This window comes from Dictyobacter halimunensis (assembly GCF_036245075.1).
Genome location: NZ_BSRI01000002.1, coordinates 3,908,429 through 3,922,806 on the forward strand (window position 1 = coordinate 3,908,429; position 14,378 = coordinate 3,922,806).

Consider the following 14,378-nt stretch of genomic DNA (forward strand, 5'->3'; position numbering starts at 1 on the left):
AATCAGGGGCATGTTTTTTTGAATTTATGCGGGATACTATCTATATTTCGTGGCGGCGGCGTACGGCCTGCAAGTAATTAAGTGTATCTTTGCCGAGGGTCTGCGTGGGGGTGACATCGGTGACTTCGCTGATGTCGTAGATCCCGTTGCGATTCTCGACCATCTGCTTGCCCCGGAATGGGATCAATACACCTTTGACCTCGCCATCTTCCCTGGTTTTTGCCTTTACAAATTTGCCCAGATCTGCCTTTACCTTCTTCTTTTTGAACATTTCCTCACCTCTCAACATGCCTTCATAGAGAAATGTAGCTACGCTATTCATAATCTATCTTATTACATGATATAACAGTTTTACCAACGCTACAAGATAAGTAACTATGGTATGGGGAGATATTGAGTGAGTCAACCTACCAGTCGGGTAGTTCGTTGTCTCATATTAAGTATAATCGTTCTATTTGAAGCGGGCAGCAGGCATAAGCTATAGGTACTATGCGTCTATCTGTATCTTCTGGCTGGCGCGGGCGCCGTCGGTGAAATCGACCAGAATCTCTATTTCGGTGGGGTCATCCGCGTTATCTGGAATAATCTCGATGTTTTCGACCGTCTCCATTGGCCGCTGGAGCTCCCCCGTGATCCAGCCGGTTAGAATTTGCACGATAGCATTCTCTTTATTTTTCTCCAGCCATTGCTGTGTTTGCGATAAATCGGACATGGCATCTCTCCTTTTTCTCTCCTGGCCAGTATATCAAAGACACGCCCCTGGCTGCATTTGAGCTGCCATCAAAGGGGCGTGTCTGATCTTCTCATCGGACGTATATAGCGGTATCTGACCAGCTGAAATAGCTAGTTGGATGGCTCAAAATTCAGCACTTCTCTGGCATGTTCAAGATCAAAGAAGCGATTCTGATTATCCGAAACGCCGTAGAAAATGTCAAATTGAACCGTATCGGCCTCGATACTTTTCCTGACCATCTGGGCGAAGTCCTCGTGACTCATCCACATGGCGGGGCTGGGTTTGGTGGGATCGCCCTTTGGCTCGTTATCGGGATTGATCCAGCCGATGCGGATACAGATTACGCGCAACCCCTGGTGGTTGGCGTAATAGGCGCCCATCGCCTCGCCAAAGACCTTGCTTACTCCATAGTAGCTATCAGGCTGCGCCAGGATCAGGTGATCGAGCATCTCTCGTTTGCCCGAGGCAGCCTTGCGCACGTATTCTTCCTCATAGCTGCCCACGGCATGGTTAGAACTGGCGAAGATGACCTGCTTTACGCCCGCCCGCCTGGCCGCCTCATAGACCGTATAGGTGCCGATAATATTGTTATGCAGGATCTCCTCCCACGGGGTATCAACCGCCGGACTGGCGGCCAGGTGCACCACACTATCAACCCCCTGGCAGGCCTGGACCATTGTATCCATATCAACGATATCGGTCTGGATCGCCGTCTCACCCTCGACCGGCTTCGCTGTAATCAATTTCAACTGATAGTCTGGCTTGAGGGCCTGGGTCAGGTGTGACCCGATCAGGCCATCGGCTCCTGTAATCAATACCGTCCTCAATGTTCTCCTCCTGTAGAACGTGCTGAATGGATACCACCATAACTACTGTACGGTCGGTACAACCTTTTCGCCTCATCAGCAGGCGAAATCGCCCGCAAGGGCCAATACATTCAATTTAAGATTGCACAAAACGAGAAAAGGCCACAGTACGTGCGGGGCTTGCCCCCGCTTTGCTTGTTCCCAAAAGAAAAGGTTCCTTGAATGCGATCAGGTACGGTTGCATGCGATGCATCGCATCATGCTCGTTGCTTTTTCGAGTGGCGAGGATGCAAGCGGGGGCAAGCCCCGCACGTACTGTGGTCATGTTTCTTTTTACCTGAGCTTAATGTCTTGGCCGCAAGGGCCGAACGTACGAGGGATGGTGGAAGTGATGAGGTATAATAAAAGGGAAATTATCTGAATTTATGTATATATAGCACGCATTGTAATATGTGGAGGCAAGTGAGCATCTTGGAAACTACCGATACCATATCCTTTGTTGTTGCAGTCAGCGTGGCTGACATACGGCGCGAGCCCGATCCCAATTCCGAACTGGTTACGCAGGCGTTGATGAATGTGCCCGCCATCGCCGGTGAGACCTCGGGCGACTGGACCCATGTTCAGCTCTCCGACTATAGCGGTTGGATACGTAGCAGTGAGCTGGACCTGCCGATTGTGCGTGGCGTCTGTGATGGTGATGATGGCACCTGCGGCGTCCCCCTGCCCTATTCCGCCGTCGTCACGCGGCCCGAGGCCCCCGTCTACGCCGGTGCCGAGGGGGATGAGAAGCTGCTGGATCTCTATCTGTCAACCGCCCTGCCATATATCAACCTGGCGCATCCACAACGCATCCGCATCGCCCTGCCTGGAGATGCCGAGGGCTGGATCGACCGCGAGGCCGTAGAACTGCGCAGCAATAGCGAGCTCTATCCATTGCAGGATATATCAGTCGTTACCAGCTACGCCAAAGCCTTCCTTGGCGTTCCCTATCTCTGGGGGGGCACTTCCTATCGCGGCATTGACTGCAGCGGCTTCGTCCAGCTCTGCTACCGCATGGGTGGCAACATCATCCCGCGTGACGCCGATCAGCAGCATGACTTTCTAAAGCAGTCAGTGGACCGTCAGCAGATGCGAGCCGGTGACCTGATCTTCTTCGGCACCAAAAGCATCACCCACGTCGCCATGGCCCTCAACTCACACGAGTTCATCCACGCCGAAGGTCGGGACTATAATCGTGTTGTCATTAACAGCTTTGATCGCCGCCACCCCGATTACCACGAACGCCTCGACTCCATCGTATGGGGCATCAAGCGCGTTCGCCCATAACCGAACGTATCCCCCCGTCACGTGACGGGGGGCCGGGTCACGCAACGGAAGGGGTAGGTATGCGCCATTGGTGGGCGAAGCGGGCCAGGCGGAAACGCGTCAGCGGTACCAGCGGCTCTTCATCGCAGACCAGTGAGCTCAATAATTCTCCCAGTAAGATACCAAATTTAAAGGCATGGCCGGTAAAGCCGGTTGCCAGCACAATACGTCTGTCCTGTGGTAGATAATCGAGAATGAAATCTTCATCAAGGCTTACATCATAAATATAAGATTCAACTTTCGCTAATTCGGCTTTTCTCAATGCTGGAATAAGTTGGTAGAGGCGTTGGGCGACATCCTTGATAACCTGTTCATCGATTACTGGCACTTCTCCTGGCTCCGCGGGCGCCCCAAAGGTATGTGAGGCCGCCTTGAGCCAGGCGGGACCATTGTTGCCATGCTTGTGAATCGGGAAGCCGTAGAGGTCGTCCGCCATAAAGGCCGGGAAGGCGGGCAAGCTAAATTCTTTCAATGGGAGATTGGCGAAGTAGAGGAGATATTGTCGTGTCAGCTGAATGGGCAGGTCTATCTCATCGCGTAGGATGCGATGCACCCAGGGACCGGCCGCGATGACGACGCGATCCGCGACGATCTCATTTCTTGCCGCCAGCTGGATGCGTATCGGCTGCCGGGCGTTGTCATGGCGAATGGCGGTAGCCTGATGGTATTCTAATATCGTTCCCCCCATCTCACGAATAGCCGTGCGCAACGTTTGTAGACACAGCGAGGCATGGAGCATGCCCGCGTTCGCGTGATACGACAGAAAATCATACTCCTGGGCGCAAAACTGCGGAAAGCGCTGGGCAATGGCGCTGTGGCTCAGGCGCTCAAGGGGGTACCCCAGGCCGCGCAATGTCTGATAGCTCTGCTCGCTCAGGCTATCCGTTCCACTCCCCATTCCAAGCGTTCCGGTCGGGGTATACAGACGCTGCCGGGTATATTGCTCTAGCTGTTGCCAGCGTTTCAAACTCAAACGTACCATCTCTGGATAAAACGTGTCGGTGCCATACTCGAAGCGGAGTAAGCGCGAAATGCCATGCGAGGATGCTTGCCCATGATCCACGGTCTCCTGTTCAAGTACGGTAACCTGGTGCATGCCTTGTCGCAGAAGATTATAGGCGGTGGCAAGACCAATAATACCCGCTCCTACGATCACAACATGTTGCTGATGCACGATAAAATTGCCTCCTATTCATTCAAACATGCCAATGGTACGATTATAACAAAATATACGACGGATTTCAAATATAACTAAAGAGTATATAAAGTAAAAAATGGTTAAGCATTTCATGAAATATTTGGTGCTCAAATGTATTTTCTGTGAAATTAACTTGTAAATATAATATGTGACCTCATATTTTAAAGTAATGATGGTCTCTACTATGGCTTATGCCGTTGATCTGGTTGGCGTAGTTGCACAAGCGATAATAGTAACCATGTCGGCAGGCCGGATGATGGGAAGGTTGTCCCTCGACATCGAAGGGGTTGTCACTTACAATGATAGTGAGTAATGCTGGCTGTCAAGGTGTGCATCTCAGCTATTAGTTATGACGTGCTGACGCGATCACTTATCAATTTTGTAAAGAAAGCGATGCTGATCTTATGAGCGATAGTTCACCCGCCTCTCTCCCATCTACCGTTATGGTTGCCCCATCAACGCTGCACCCTGCACGTCCAGAGGTGCCCTCGTCCAAATACTACACGTTGCGCTATGCGCTGGCCGCGGCACTGGCGCCGGGGGAGAGTCGGATTGTGCTGCCCGCCCAGAGCGATGATAGCGAGGCTCTGTTTCGCGGCTGCCGGGCGCTGGGGGCGCAACTGCGCTGGGAAGATGAACAGGAGCGCGTCCTGCTCATTCGCGGGACCGGTCGACCTTATCAACCGGGGCCAGTGACGATCAATGTCGGCAACGCCGGGGCCGTCGCGCGTTTACTGATTGGGCTGGGAGCGATGCTGCCCGAGGTTACCATCGTGACCGACCATCCCCAGTCCCTGGGCAAGCGACCCAATCGGGAACTGCTGGAGGCGCTAACCGCGCTAGGGGTGTGTTGTGAAGGGAGTGGACCCGAAGGCTGCCTGCCTATCACAATGCGTGGTGGCGCCATCCATGGAGGGCGGGTGACCGTCTCCGGAGCGCGTAGCTCGCAGTTTCTCAGCGCCCTGCTTTTCTTGTCACCCCTGTTACCTGAAGGATTGGAGATCGACGTGGTGGATGGCCTCAAATCACAGCCGCTGGTGCGCACCACCATCGAGGTACTGCAGGAGGCTGGCATTCAGATCGAGTATGACGCCAGCCTGCTGCACTTCCTCGTTCCGGCCGGGCAGCACTACCAGCCGCGCGAGTATCATATTCCGGGGGATTATCCTTCGGCGGCCGCCCTGCTGGCCGCGTATGCCGCCTCCAGCGATCCCGCCAGCCAACTCACCCTGTCCCGCCTGCGTCCAGGAGACGAGGTGGGGGAATACCTGTTCGCCACCTTTGAGCGCATGGGCGCCGATATCCAGCGTTACGGCGACACGATCATGCTGCGCGGAGGACGCCGCCTGCATGGCTTCGAGATCGATGGCGATCCCATCACCGATTGTATCCCGGTGGTTGTTGCCGCCGCCTGCTTTGCGGAGGGTGAGAGCCGCATCTACAACGTCGAGAGCCTGCACTACAAAGAGTCAGACCGCATCAATGATCTGTGCGCTGAACTGAACAAGGCCGGCTGCAGGCTTGAGCCGCAGCGTGACGCCATCATTATCCATGGACGGCCAGAGGGGATCGAAGGTGGCGTTAGTGTCGACGGGCACAATGATCACCGCCTGTTGATGGCCCTGGCGATCGCCGGTCTGCGCAGCCAGCGCGGGCTGACCGTGACCGGCGCCGAGCATATCGCCAAGAGCTATCCGCACTTCTTTGAGGAACTGCGCCGCTGTGGCGCTGATGTTCAGCAGTCGCGCGGCTAACGTAGCCCCCTGGCCTGGCCGCCTGGATGGTTTTAGAGGCTGAGGCAGGACTCGGCCGCCAGCCAGAACAGCTTTTCGCGCACTGTGGTCTGGGTTGTCCACTCGCGACCATCCCACTGCTCGCTTCCGACGTCGTCGCCTCCATACAGAATCTGCGCGAACTGGACCGAGCGGAACTGCGCCACCGCGAAGAAGGCCGCCGCCTCCATCTCGACCGTAATGCAGCCCTCCTCACGGCGTAGCTGCACCTTCTGCGGCGTTTCGCGATAGATGGCATCGGTGGTCCAGGTCTTCCCCGTCACATATTCGCAGTGGTGCTTCTGCAGCACCGCTTCGATCGCCTGTATGCCGGCTTTGTCTGCTTCTACCTCGCGGCCGGGTGGCAGATAGTGGTAGGAGACCCCCTCATCGCGTATCGCCGACGTCGGGACCACCACGTGTCCCACTGCCAGCGAGCTATTCAGCACGCCGGCGCCCCCGCAGGCAACAAACTTGCGTCCTCCGAGCGCGATCACCTCTTCCAACATCGCGGCTGACAACGGCGCACCGATACCTGGATGGAATACCGTCAGGCGCTGTCCCTCAAATTCTATCTCATAGATTGGATGCTTCCCGATCTCGCTTTGCAGATGCTTTACCACGCGCGCCGCATGCCTCTGGGTCAACTTCGTAATCACATCCTGAAAAAAGCAGACCACGACATAGGGAGAGATATCTATCGGGCGAATCAGGCGCGTGGGCTCCAACATCGCTTCCCGCGCGCTATCAAACTCAAGTATAGGATACTCAGGCATAAAATAGATCCTTCTTCTGCTATTGCAAGAGTTGCCGGGATCCGGATTTCAAGGTCTGGTAAATCTTGCAATAGAATGATACAATACTCTTCGGTCATAATGGAAGATTTTTTGTCTGCGTGGTCGAGGTGCTGTTGTTGGATACAGCCGAAAGGATACGATTGTGTATAGGTATAAAGGCTTTGATAGCGCGCTGTGTGGCGGAAGTATCGCCGCACTAGAGGCTGTCGTCAACGCCTGGATGGAGGGGGAGCGCCCACGCATTCGACAGATGAGCCAGAGTGTTCGCGGCCAGCATATCATTTTAAGTTTTGTGTATGAAGATAGCCGTGAACTGGAGCAGCGGGTGAACCTGCAGAGTCAAGCGACAGCCATTACCGGTGCATTCCCGCGCTTATTCAATGACGAGCCGGTTGACGATCGGCCGACCAGTCCGAGCATTCCGGCGACTCCTCCTCCCATGCATTGAGCTCTGCTCTGCATTATCTTATGCGTTAACATCAAGTATTCATTAAGGACACGATAAGGACAATTATGGCGACTCCGTATCTATTGTATGTAACCCCCGAGGGGGAGATCCTTGAAGAGCCTCGCTTGCAGGCCCTTTCCTTTGGGGATCGCCCGCTAAAAGAATCTGATTTAATACCGCTACCAGATGGCGTGACGCTATCTATGATGCCCGATCGCATGGCGGTCGGCCTGAAGCGCTCGGGCGTGCGCCACGTGTTGCCGCAATCGCGTGGCTGGGCGGTGGCCGCGCTGCTGCCGATTGGCTACACGCGAACATTGCTGCCCGCCTATGAAAAGGTACCCGATACGGAACCGTTGCCTTTCTTCGGCTATAGCGCGGTCGCTGGCATGAATGGCAAGCTTTATGTGGCGGCCGTCAAGACCGACGAGGTCAGAAAATGGCATCCGCGCGCCTTCAATCGCCAGAAACTGGAGCGCCTGGTACACGCGAAGCAGGAGGCCTATCCCCAGAACCGCATCATTGGTCAGCACGCCCACTGCGCGCTGGACTACTCGTGTCCCACCGCCAGCAATCTGTTCTTTGAGCGCTGGGAGATGGCCATCGCCGTCTCGCCTGGCTGTAACGCGCGCTGCGTCGGCTGTATCTCCAAGCAAGAAGAAGAGGAGCTGATCTCGCCCCAGGACCGACTGACCTTTATTCCCACGGTCGATGAGATCGTCGAGGTGGCGTTGCCCCATCTGGAGAAGGCTGAAGACTCGATCGTCAGCTTCGGCCAGGGCTGTGAAGGCGAGCCGCTGCTGCAGTGGCCGCGCATCGGCAAGGCTATCAAGGCTCTGCGCCAGAAGACCGATCGTGGCATCATCAACATCAACACCAATGGCAGCAATCCGCGCTGGCTGCAGCATCTCTACGACGCCGGGCTCGACACCATTCGTGTCAGCACGATCTCGGGCCATCCCGAAACGTATAATGCCTACTATCGTCCCCTCGGCTACACCTTTGAGGACGTCAAGGAATCGCTGCGTCGCGCCTCGGAAGCAGGTCTGTACAGCTCTATCAACCTGCTCAGCTTCCCTGGCCTGATCGATCGCGAGCGCGAGGTAGAGGCCCTGCTGGCCCTGGCGCGCGACACCAATCTGCGCCTCATCCAGCTGCGCAACCTCAACATCGATCCCGAAGTCTTCCTGCCACGCATGCCTGACTTCAACACCATGGGCAAAGCGCTGGGCATGAAGAAATTGATCCAGATCCTCAAGCAGGAGCTGCCCGACGTCGAGATCGGCAATTTCACCCGAGCCGTTCCACGAGCCACCGCTCCGGAACCCGCCACGCCCGCCCCGACCGTGGCCCCGTAAATCGGACGCCCACCGCGTAAAATCGGACGCCCACCGCGTAAAATCGGACGCCCACCGCGTAAAATCGGACGCGAGGTCCGAACCTATGGGCGTCCGATTTTACACCCCGTGGATGTAATTCACCCCCAACATGCGGCGGGCGGCCACCGCGACGGGATCGACGCCGAGCATGGTGATGCAGTCGTGCACCGAGCAGCCTTCGGGGGTGCCGAGCTGGTGGCCGGTGTAGAAGCATGGCATGCAGGGCAGGTCCAGCCGCACCACTGTGGCGCGCTTGCTGTCGGGCCCGCCGGTATAGGGTCCCCAGGCTTTATGGTTGGTGAGGCTAAAGATGCCCACAGTCGGAGCCCCTACGGCCGCTGCGATATGCATAACGCCCGCGTCATTGCCCACGAAAAGATCGACCATCTCCAGCACGGCGGCCGTCGTTTTAATGTTGCCCTTGCCGGACAGGCTACGCACAGGCATCGGAGACTGCATCTGTGAGATGATATACTCATGCAGCTCTTTCTCTTCGGGTCCGCCGACCAGCAACAGCTCGCCGCCGAAATCGGCGTACAGCGTATCGGCCAACTTCGCGAAGCGCTCCGGAGCCCAGCGCCGGGCTATGCTATAGCTGCCGCTGCCAGGATGCATGGCGATCAGCGGTCGCTTTACCTCGTGGGAATCGCCCTCTCCATAGATGAGCCGCCGGGCCTGCTGGCGGTCGGCTTCGCTCAGTGGAAGGTACAGCTTTTTGTCCCGCACGGTCGCCCCGGCCGCCTCGGCGACCGCCATGGCGTATTCCGCCTCGTGCAGCGCTCCGAAGCCATCATCCTTGACGCGCACATTGAGGAACCAGCCGTGGCCGTTATCCAGTCCCACGCGCCAGCGCGCCCCGGTGGCGCGCATCAACAGCTGATGCTTCAAGCGTCCAAAGGGCAGCGTCAGGTGGTGGAGCAGCAGGACCGCGTCATAGCGACCGGCCCGCATCGTCTGCCACAGCTCCTTCAGGCGTAGCAACGTTTGTGGATTGTTGAGGATCTGGCGCGGATGATCGAAGAGATACTTATCCAGCACGATGGTATGGTCGATGGCATCCCAGCCGTTCAGGATACCCGCCGAATCGGGCGTTACCAGCAGATCGATGCGGGCCTGCGGATACGACTCGCGCAGCGCCCGTAGCGCCGGGGTCGCCAGCAGCAGGTCGCCGATACCGGCCATCTTTACCACCAGTATCCGTGCGTCAGGTGGTAGCGTTATCTGTGATCTATGCATACATTTTCTATTTCTTATCTGTATGATGTATAAATATACAAGTTCTTTTTCTTAACTGTGTTCTTCGGGAGCTAAAGATCTGTAGTGATGAAGCTGGCAATAGTCCTCGAAGCCCAGGCGGTGATAGAGCTCTCCGCTCATGTCGGATGGTGAGAGCGTGGCGATCGAGTATCCCAACTGGCCAATGGCGCCGATGAGGTGCTGCATCATGGCCGTGGCGATGCCCTGCCGGCGCACCTCCGGCCGCGTTGTCACCCCGTAGATGCCCGCAATGCCCTGTTTGAGCAGGATCGACGCGACCGCGACCGCCCTCCCTTCGCGCCAGCCAATGTAGTGATGCCAGCGCTGTCCCTCCCCGAAGCCGCTGAACTTATAGGTCAGATAATAGTGGCGGGCCATCATTTCGGATGCGCCAAAGCCGATTCTTTCCACCTCGCACTTGGCCTGTAGCTCTTCAAGCGTCTGCACCTCGCGTATCTCCAACCCATTCACCGCGACATCGATGCGTCGGGCCGAGGCCACCTCGAGGATCAGGCAGGACATGGAGGTACGCTGGGCCATGCCGTGGCGCTCAAGGTAGGTTCCCAGGTCGGATGGTTGGGTGGTAGGACCAACGCGCCAGCCGGGATCAAGTACCTCGTGGCTCCTAAAACGGGCCAGCGTCTCCTCGATGCGCGTGTCGATATAGGATGCGTCATGCTGCTTAAAGCATGTTAATAATACCCCATTTGGGCCACCGGGACCAGTGATAAACAGGGTCAGCTCGTCGTCCTGGTGCAGGATGGCGCCCGGCAGGTTGCGCCCAAAGCAGGCCATCTCCTCGGCGAAGTTGCGCTCGACCGCCGCCAATAATCCAGGCTCTGTCAGACTACTGAAGATCTTGCTCATGCTGCGTTCCTTCTACCAACTGCTGTATCTCCAGTGGGGCCACTTCTTCCGAAGCCGGCTGGCCCGCCGGCTCCGATTGGAGTGTCTCAATAGTCTGTAGCACCTGCTCGGGCGGGATGTTTTTCATGCACTGGGTCGTAAAGAAACGGCAATCAGCCGGCGCGCCTCTGGCTTTATAGCAGGGACTGCACCAGATCGGATCGCGCAGGACCGTGGCGTGTGGACTGACGGGCCCGCTCATGGCCGGGTCGGTTGGCCCATGGATGGCGATTACCTTGCTGCCCACGGCGCAGGCGATATGCATGGGACCGCTATCACCGGTAATCAGGATATCCGCCCTCTGTAGCAGAGCCGCCAGTTGTTTCAGGCTCGTTTTGCCCGCCATGTTGATGGCTTGCTCTCGCATGCGGGCCGTGATCGACTCGATCAGCGGCAGGTCGTCGGGCGCGCCGGTAAAGATGATCTCGTACCTGCCCGTTTGCAGCAGGCGATCGATTAACCTGGCCCAGTATGGAATCGGCCAGCGCTTGGACTGACCATTGTTCGAGCTGACATGGCAGGCGATCAGCGTCTTCTCTCCGTTGACCCCCTCCTGCCGTAGCAGGTGCTCCACGTCGCGTTGAGCCTGCGGATCAACCACCAGCGTCGGGATGCGGTCCTCCGGTTGGAGCGTCGCCCCGGCGGCTTCGGCCAGTCGCAGACAGTAATCGACCTCGTGCAGATGGTCGCCCTCCTCCCAGTGCTGTCCGGGTACGCTATCGGTCATCAGGCCGGGATAGCTCTCTTTGCCAAAGCCCAGGCGGCGCGGCGCTCCACTGATCAAGGAGATCAGCGCCGCCCAGGGACCGAATACGCTGACTGCCAGGTCATAGTCGCGCGCTCGCAACTGCTGGCGCAGCGCCCGGGCCTCGCGCCAGTTTTTGGGATTGAGCAAAGCCTTTGGGCGGCGCCAGATATTGGGATCATAGGTCAGCACCGTGTGGATGGTGGGATCGCTGCCCAGCACGCGCGCGCTGGATGGGAGCGCCAGCAGGTCGATCTCCGCCTCGGGATAGGTGCGCTTCAGGGTGTGGACCACCGGCAAAGACAGCACCAGGTCGCCGATCAGGTCCAGGCGCATCACCAGGATGCGCCTGGGATGAAAGCGCGCCGGATTCAGGGCCGGTTTCCTGCTCAGCCCACTGCTCAGGCGTAGATACAGGCCCAGCACACTCATCAGGATATAGATGCCAGAAAGTAAAATTCGTTTGCTCGTATGTACAGCGCTATTGCGCAGCCGTCTCCGTGAATCAGGTTGCGTAGGATAGCCATAATCATCTCTATTTGCTAACGCATGTGCCATAAAATTATTCCTAATGTACTCAGGTTCTTTCCGTCATTACCAGCGCCTTGATGGCTTGCTCAACCTGCTCATCTGTGATCAGGCGTACGCAGGGATGCTCGGGAAGCTCTTCCTCGCTAAAGTCCAGGCGACCGCAGGGAATAACGGGGCATCCAGGGCAGCGATGGGTGGAGGCCAGGACCCGCTGCCGTTCCTGCGCGCCCCAGGGTCCGAAGATATGCGTATCGGTTGGTCCGAACAGGCGCAGAGAGGGTGTATCCTGCGCGGTCGCCATGTGCAGGGGACCATTATCGACGCCCAGCACCAGGTCGGCGCGCGCCAGCAGGGCCGCCAGCTGCCCTACCGTCGTCTCCGTCAGGATCAGGGCAGAACCCCTTAGTGGTGCCGCGATCTCCTTGATCATGGCCTGTTCACCCTTGCCGCCGGTAAAGATAACATGGGCCGGCGACGGCAGGAGGTTCCCCTCGATCAATGCCCGCGCGATATGGGTCCAGCCATCGTTCCGCCACAGCTTGACCGCGCCTCCAGTCCCCGCATGGATGACCACAATGGGTCTCCCTGTAGACATGGATGCCTCTTGCAGCCGCTCATCGGCCCAGGCCAGCTCATCCTCATGGGGCTTAAAATAGAGTGGATAGCGCGCGGGCGTATAGGGCTCGGCCAGCGCGGGGGCCCCCAGGGTCTGCAGGGCGGCGCTGGTCAGGCGCAGATTCGAGATCGTCGCGTGCTCGGCGCCCGGGAATGGCAGCGCCTGTGTCAGGAACGGCGTGGTCAGCGCGGTGGCATAGCCGATGCGTTCAGGGATGGCTGCCAGATAGAGCAGGGCCGCGCCCCACCAGAAGTCCGGACGCAGATTGATGGCGAGTTCATACTCACTCTGTTTGAGCTGTTTCGCCGTGCGCAACAGCAGCTTATAGGGGTCCAGCGCCTTCTGTGACGCGCGCTGGAAGCCCGGAAAGGGACAGGTCAGCAGGCGCTCGACGGCGGGATGGCGCGCCACCACCTCGCTCGACCAGGGACCGATCATCACCGTAATCTGGGCCTGGGGCAACTGCTCTTTGATGGCCTGCAATATCGGAGTCGTCATGATCATATCACCGAGGTGATCGGGCCGCACCAGCAGGATGCGTGGAGCCCGTTCCGCCGATGGCAGGCGCTTTTTGTGACTGGCTTTCCTGGCTTCCAGGCTGCCATAAACGCGCACAAGGCTCAGAATAAGGGTACGCAGCAGGTTCCTCATGGTTGCACCTCCTGCCTTTGCTGGGCGTCAGGGATCAGGCGCTGCAGGGCCTGCCAGACATCAGCAACCGTGACCGAAGTCATGCAGGTGCAGTGTTCGCAGGGCTGCATCTTGCCCAGGAAGAAGCAGGGCTGCCCCGTGGGATGGCGCCAGAGCGCGATATGTTGTGGATCGTCCAGGGGATAGGGGCCGTATTCCTCGGGGCTGGTGGGACCAAAGATGGCGATGACCGGGGTACCGACCGCCGCCGCCAGGTGCATCGGGCTGCTATCATTGCCAATAAACAGCCGGCACGCCTCGATCTGGGCCGCCGTCTCCCCAAAGCTTGTCTTCCCCGCCAGGTTAACCACCATCTCGGATGGCACATCCAAGCCATCGATCAGGCTCTGGTTTAACTCCCGGTCGCTTTCACCGCCGATCAGCAGCACCTGCATCTCCAGTTCAGCAACGATGCGCCGCGTCAGCTCCCGGTAGCGCTCGATGGGCCAGCGCTTCGCTGTTAACTGCATGCCGGGATTGCTGCCGCCACCGGTGAAGACGGCGACCTTCGTATAGTCTGATTTATAGGCCGACTGGCGCTCCTGATCGGTCGGCACGAAGAGCATGCGTGGCTGATCAATGCGCAGCCCGATGGCGCGCGCCAGGTCCAGATAGATCTCGGCCTGGTGCTGCAGGTGTGAGCGGTCGACTGAGACGACCACGCGATCGGTCAATGAGAAGCCACGACCCAGGCTATCGGGGCCCACGCGGCGTGGTACACCCGCCAGCCATGGCAGCAGGGTCAGCATCGGAGAGCGATCCAGCACAAACGCCAGGTCATAGTGCTGCCGGCGCAGTTGCCGCGCCAGATTGAGATAATCTTTGAGGCTATAGCGACCGGGGATGCCGATGCTGCCACAGTCGATGATCTTATCGACCGCCGGGTGATGCTCGGCAATCGTCTTTGACCACGTGCCGGTAATATATGTGATGGTCGCCTCTGGATAATTCGCGCGGATCACCTCAAGCAGGGGAGTGGTCATAATCACATCCCCGATGCAGCAGGGCTTGATCAGCATGATTGATCGCGGCTGGCGCCTCGATGATCTGTTGAACGGCCTGGCGAACGCGTTAAGCAGCACGAACAGCAGCCGCAGACCGCTACAGAGTGCCGTAATAAGTTGTTGACGCAGAA

General features: G+C 57.8%; 15 protein-coding genes. 5 read left to right on the plus strand and 10 right to left on the minus strand.

Annotated features, from left to right (window positions below; all coding sequences use genetic code 11):
* Nucleotides 1-40: 40 nt before the first annotated feature.
* From AABA21_RS30150 to AABA21_RS30160, 3 genes are all read right to left on the minus strand, one after another.
* Entirely contained in the window at nucleotides 41-322 is a 282-nt protein-coding gene (locus tag AABA21_RS30150) for a hypothetical protein (RefSeq protein WP_338255945.1), read from the minus strand.
* 165 nt (nucleotides 323-487) lie between these two features.
* Nucleotides 488-712, minus strand: a complete 225-nt coding sequence (locus AABA21_RS30155; protein ID WP_338255946.1) for a hypothetical protein — start codon at nucleotides 710-712, stop codon at nucleotides 488-490.
* A gap of 131 nt (nucleotides 713-843) precedes the next feature.
* Complete coding sequence (locus AABA21_RS30160; RefSeq protein WP_338255948.1) at nucleotides 844-1,560, minus strand: NAD-dependent epimerase/dehydratase family protein; 717 nt, start codon at nucleotides 1,558-1,560, stop codon at nucleotides 844-846.
* A gap of 450 nt (nucleotides 1,561-2,010) precedes the next feature.
* Between AABA21_RS30160 and AABA21_RS30165 the strand changes: the two genes are divergently transcribed.
* The gene (locus AABA21_RS30165; protein ID WP_338255949.1) at nucleotides 2,011-2,865 is read left to right on the plus strand and encodes a C40 family peptidase; all 855 of its coding nucleotides are present in this window, start codon (nucleotides 2,011-2,013) and stop codon (nucleotides 2,863-2,865) included.
* Nucleotides 2,866-2,902: 37 nt separating this feature from the next.
* Here the strand turns inward: AABA21_RS30165 and AABA21_RS30170 are convergent, their stop codons facing one another.
* Nucleotides 2,903-4,078 carry an FAD-dependent oxidoreductase gene (locus AABA21_RS30170; RefSeq protein WP_338255950.1) on the minus strand — a complete coding sequence of 392 codons (1,176 nt, stop codon included), beginning with the start codon at nucleotides 4,076-4,078 and terminating at the stop codon, nucleotides 2,903-2,905.
* Between the two features lie 428 nt (nucleotides 4,079-4,506).
* Here AABA21_RS30170 and aroA point away from each other — a divergent pair, with 428 nt between their 5' ends.
* Entirely contained in the window at nucleotides 4,507-5,856 is a 1,350-nt protein-coding gene (gene aroA / locus AABA21_RS30175; protein ID WP_338255951.1) for a 3-phosphoshikimate 1-carboxyvinyltransferase, read from the plus strand.
* A gap of 32 nt (nucleotides 5,857-5,888) precedes the next feature.
* Here aroA and AABA21_RS30180 read toward each other — a convergent pair whose 3' ends face one another.
* On the minus strand, nucleotides 5,889-6,650 hold the full coding sequence (locus AABA21_RS30180; protein ID WP_338255952.1) for a nucleoside phosphorylase: 762 nt from the start codon (nucleotides 6,648-6,650) through the stop codon (nucleotides 5,889-5,891).
* Between the two features lie 163 nt (nucleotides 6,651-6,813).
* On the opposite strand from AABA21_RS30180, the gene AABA21_RS30185 reads away from it, so the two are divergent.
* Both AABA21_RS30185 and AABA21_RS30190 read left to right on the plus strand, forming a co-directional pair.
* Nucleotides 6,814-7,119, plus strand: a complete 306-nt coding sequence (locus AABA21_RS30185; protein ID WP_338255953.1) for a hypothetical protein — start codon at nucleotides 6,814-6,816, stop codon at nucleotides 7,117-7,119.
* 65 nt (nucleotides 7,120-7,184) lie between these two features.
* Nucleotides 7,185-8,477 carry a radical SAM family protein gene (locus tag AABA21_RS30190; RefSeq protein WP_338255955.1) on the plus strand — a complete coding sequence of 431 codons (1,293 nt, stop codon included), beginning with the start codon at nucleotides 7,185-7,187 and terminating at the stop codon, nucleotides 8,475-8,477.
* Nucleotides 8,478-8,576: 99 nt separating this feature from the next.
* On the opposite strand, the gene AABA21_RS30195 is transcribed toward AABA21_RS30190, so the two are convergent.
* From AABA21_RS30195 to waaF (AABA21_RS30215), 5 genes are read right to left on the minus strand one after another with little or no spacing between them, the layout of a single operon-like run.
* On the minus strand, nucleotides 8,577-9,734 hold the full coding sequence (locus AABA21_RS30195) for a glycosyltransferase family 9 protein (RefSeq protein ID WP_338255957.1): 1,158 nt from the start codon (nucleotides 9,732-9,734) through the stop codon (nucleotides 8,577-8,579).
* Nucleotides 9,735-9,785: 51 nt separating this feature from the next.
* Nucleotides 9,786-10,622, minus strand: coding sequence for a GNAT family N-acetyltransferase (locus AABA21_RS30200; RefSeq protein ID WP_338255959.1), 837 nt, complete (start codon nucleotides 10,620-10,622; stop codon nucleotides 9,786-9,788).
* Nucleotides 10,603-11,964, minus strand: coding sequence for a lipopolysaccharide heptosyltransferase II (gene waaF / locus AABA21_RS30205; protein WP_338255960.1), 1,362 nt, complete (start codon nucleotides 11,962-11,964; stop codon nucleotides 10,603-10,605). Before waaF (AABA21_RS30205) ends, AABA21_RS30200 begins: the two co-directional genes overlap by 20 nt.
* 19 nt (nucleotides 11,965-11,983) lie before the next feature.
* Complete coding sequence (locus AABA21_RS30210) at nucleotides 11,984-13,204, minus strand: glycosyltransferase family 9 protein (protein WP_338255962.1); 1,221 nt, start codon at nucleotides 13,202-13,204, stop codon at nucleotides 11,984-11,986.
* Nucleotides 13,201-14,226, minus strand: coding sequence for a lipopolysaccharide heptosyltransferase II (waaF, locus tag AABA21_RS30215; RefSeq protein WP_338255963.1), 1,026 nt, complete (start codon nucleotides 14,224-14,226; stop codon nucleotides 13,201-13,203). The genes AABA21_RS30210 and waaF (AABA21_RS30215) overlap by 4 nt, the downstream gene beginning before the upstream one ends.
* On the opposite strand from waaF (AABA21_RS30215), the gene AABA21_RS30220 reads away from it, so the two are divergent.
* Nucleotides 14,219-14,371: a hypothetical protein gene (locus tag AABA21_RS30220; RefSeq protein ID WP_338255964.1), complete on the plus strand. Its 153-nt coding sequence runs from the start codon at nucleotides 14,219-14,221 to the stop codon at nucleotides 14,369-14,371. The genes waaF (AABA21_RS30215) and AABA21_RS30220 overlap by 8 nt on opposite strands.
* Nucleotides 14,372-14,378 lie beyond the last annotated feature (7 nt).

What these genes read in the sequence shown, in the direction of transcription:
- AABA21_RS30150 (WP_338255945.1), bottom strand. Translation starts at nt 322, where the DNA reads ATGAATAGCGTAGCTACATTTCTCTATGAAGGCATGTTGAGAGGTGAG.
- AABA21_RS30155 (WP_338255946.1), bottom strand. Translation starts at nt 712, where the DNA reads ATGTCCGATTTATCGCAAACACAGCAATGGCTGGAGAAAAATAAAGAG.
- aroA (WP_338255951.1), top strand. Translation starts at nt 4,507, where the DNA reads ATGAGCGATAGTTCACCCGCCTCTCTCCCATCTACCGTTATGGTTGCC.
- AABA21_RS30180 (WP_338255952.1), bottom strand. Translation starts at nt 6,650, where the DNA reads ATGCCTGAGTATCCTATACTTGAGTTTGATAGCGCGCGGGAAGCGATG.
- AABA21_RS30190 (WP_338255955.1), top strand. Translation starts at nt 7,185, where the DNA reads ATGGCGACTCCGTATCTATTGTATGTAACCCCCGAGGGGGAGATCCTT.
- AABA21_RS30195 (WP_338255957.1), bottom strand. Translation starts at nt 9,734, where the DNA reads ATGCATAGATCACAGATAACGCTACCACCTGACGCACGGATACTGGTG.
- AABA21_RS30200 (WP_338255959.1), bottom strand. Translation starts at nt 10,622, where the DNA reads ATGAGCAAGATCTTCAGTAGTCTGACAGAGCCTGGATTATTGGCGGCG.
- waaF (WP_338255960.1), bottom strand. Translation starts at nt 11,964, where the DNA reads ATGGCACATGCGTTAGCAAATAGAGATGATTATGGCTATCCTACGCAA.
- AABA21_RS30210 (WP_338255962.1), bottom strand. Translation starts at nt 13,204, where the DNA reads ATGAGGAACCTGCTGCGTACCCTTATTCTGAGCCTTGTGCGCGTTTAT.
- waaF (WP_338255963.1), bottom strand. Translation starts at nt 14,226, where the DNA reads ATGACCACTCCCCTGCTTGAGGTGATCCGCGCGAATTATCCAGAGGCG.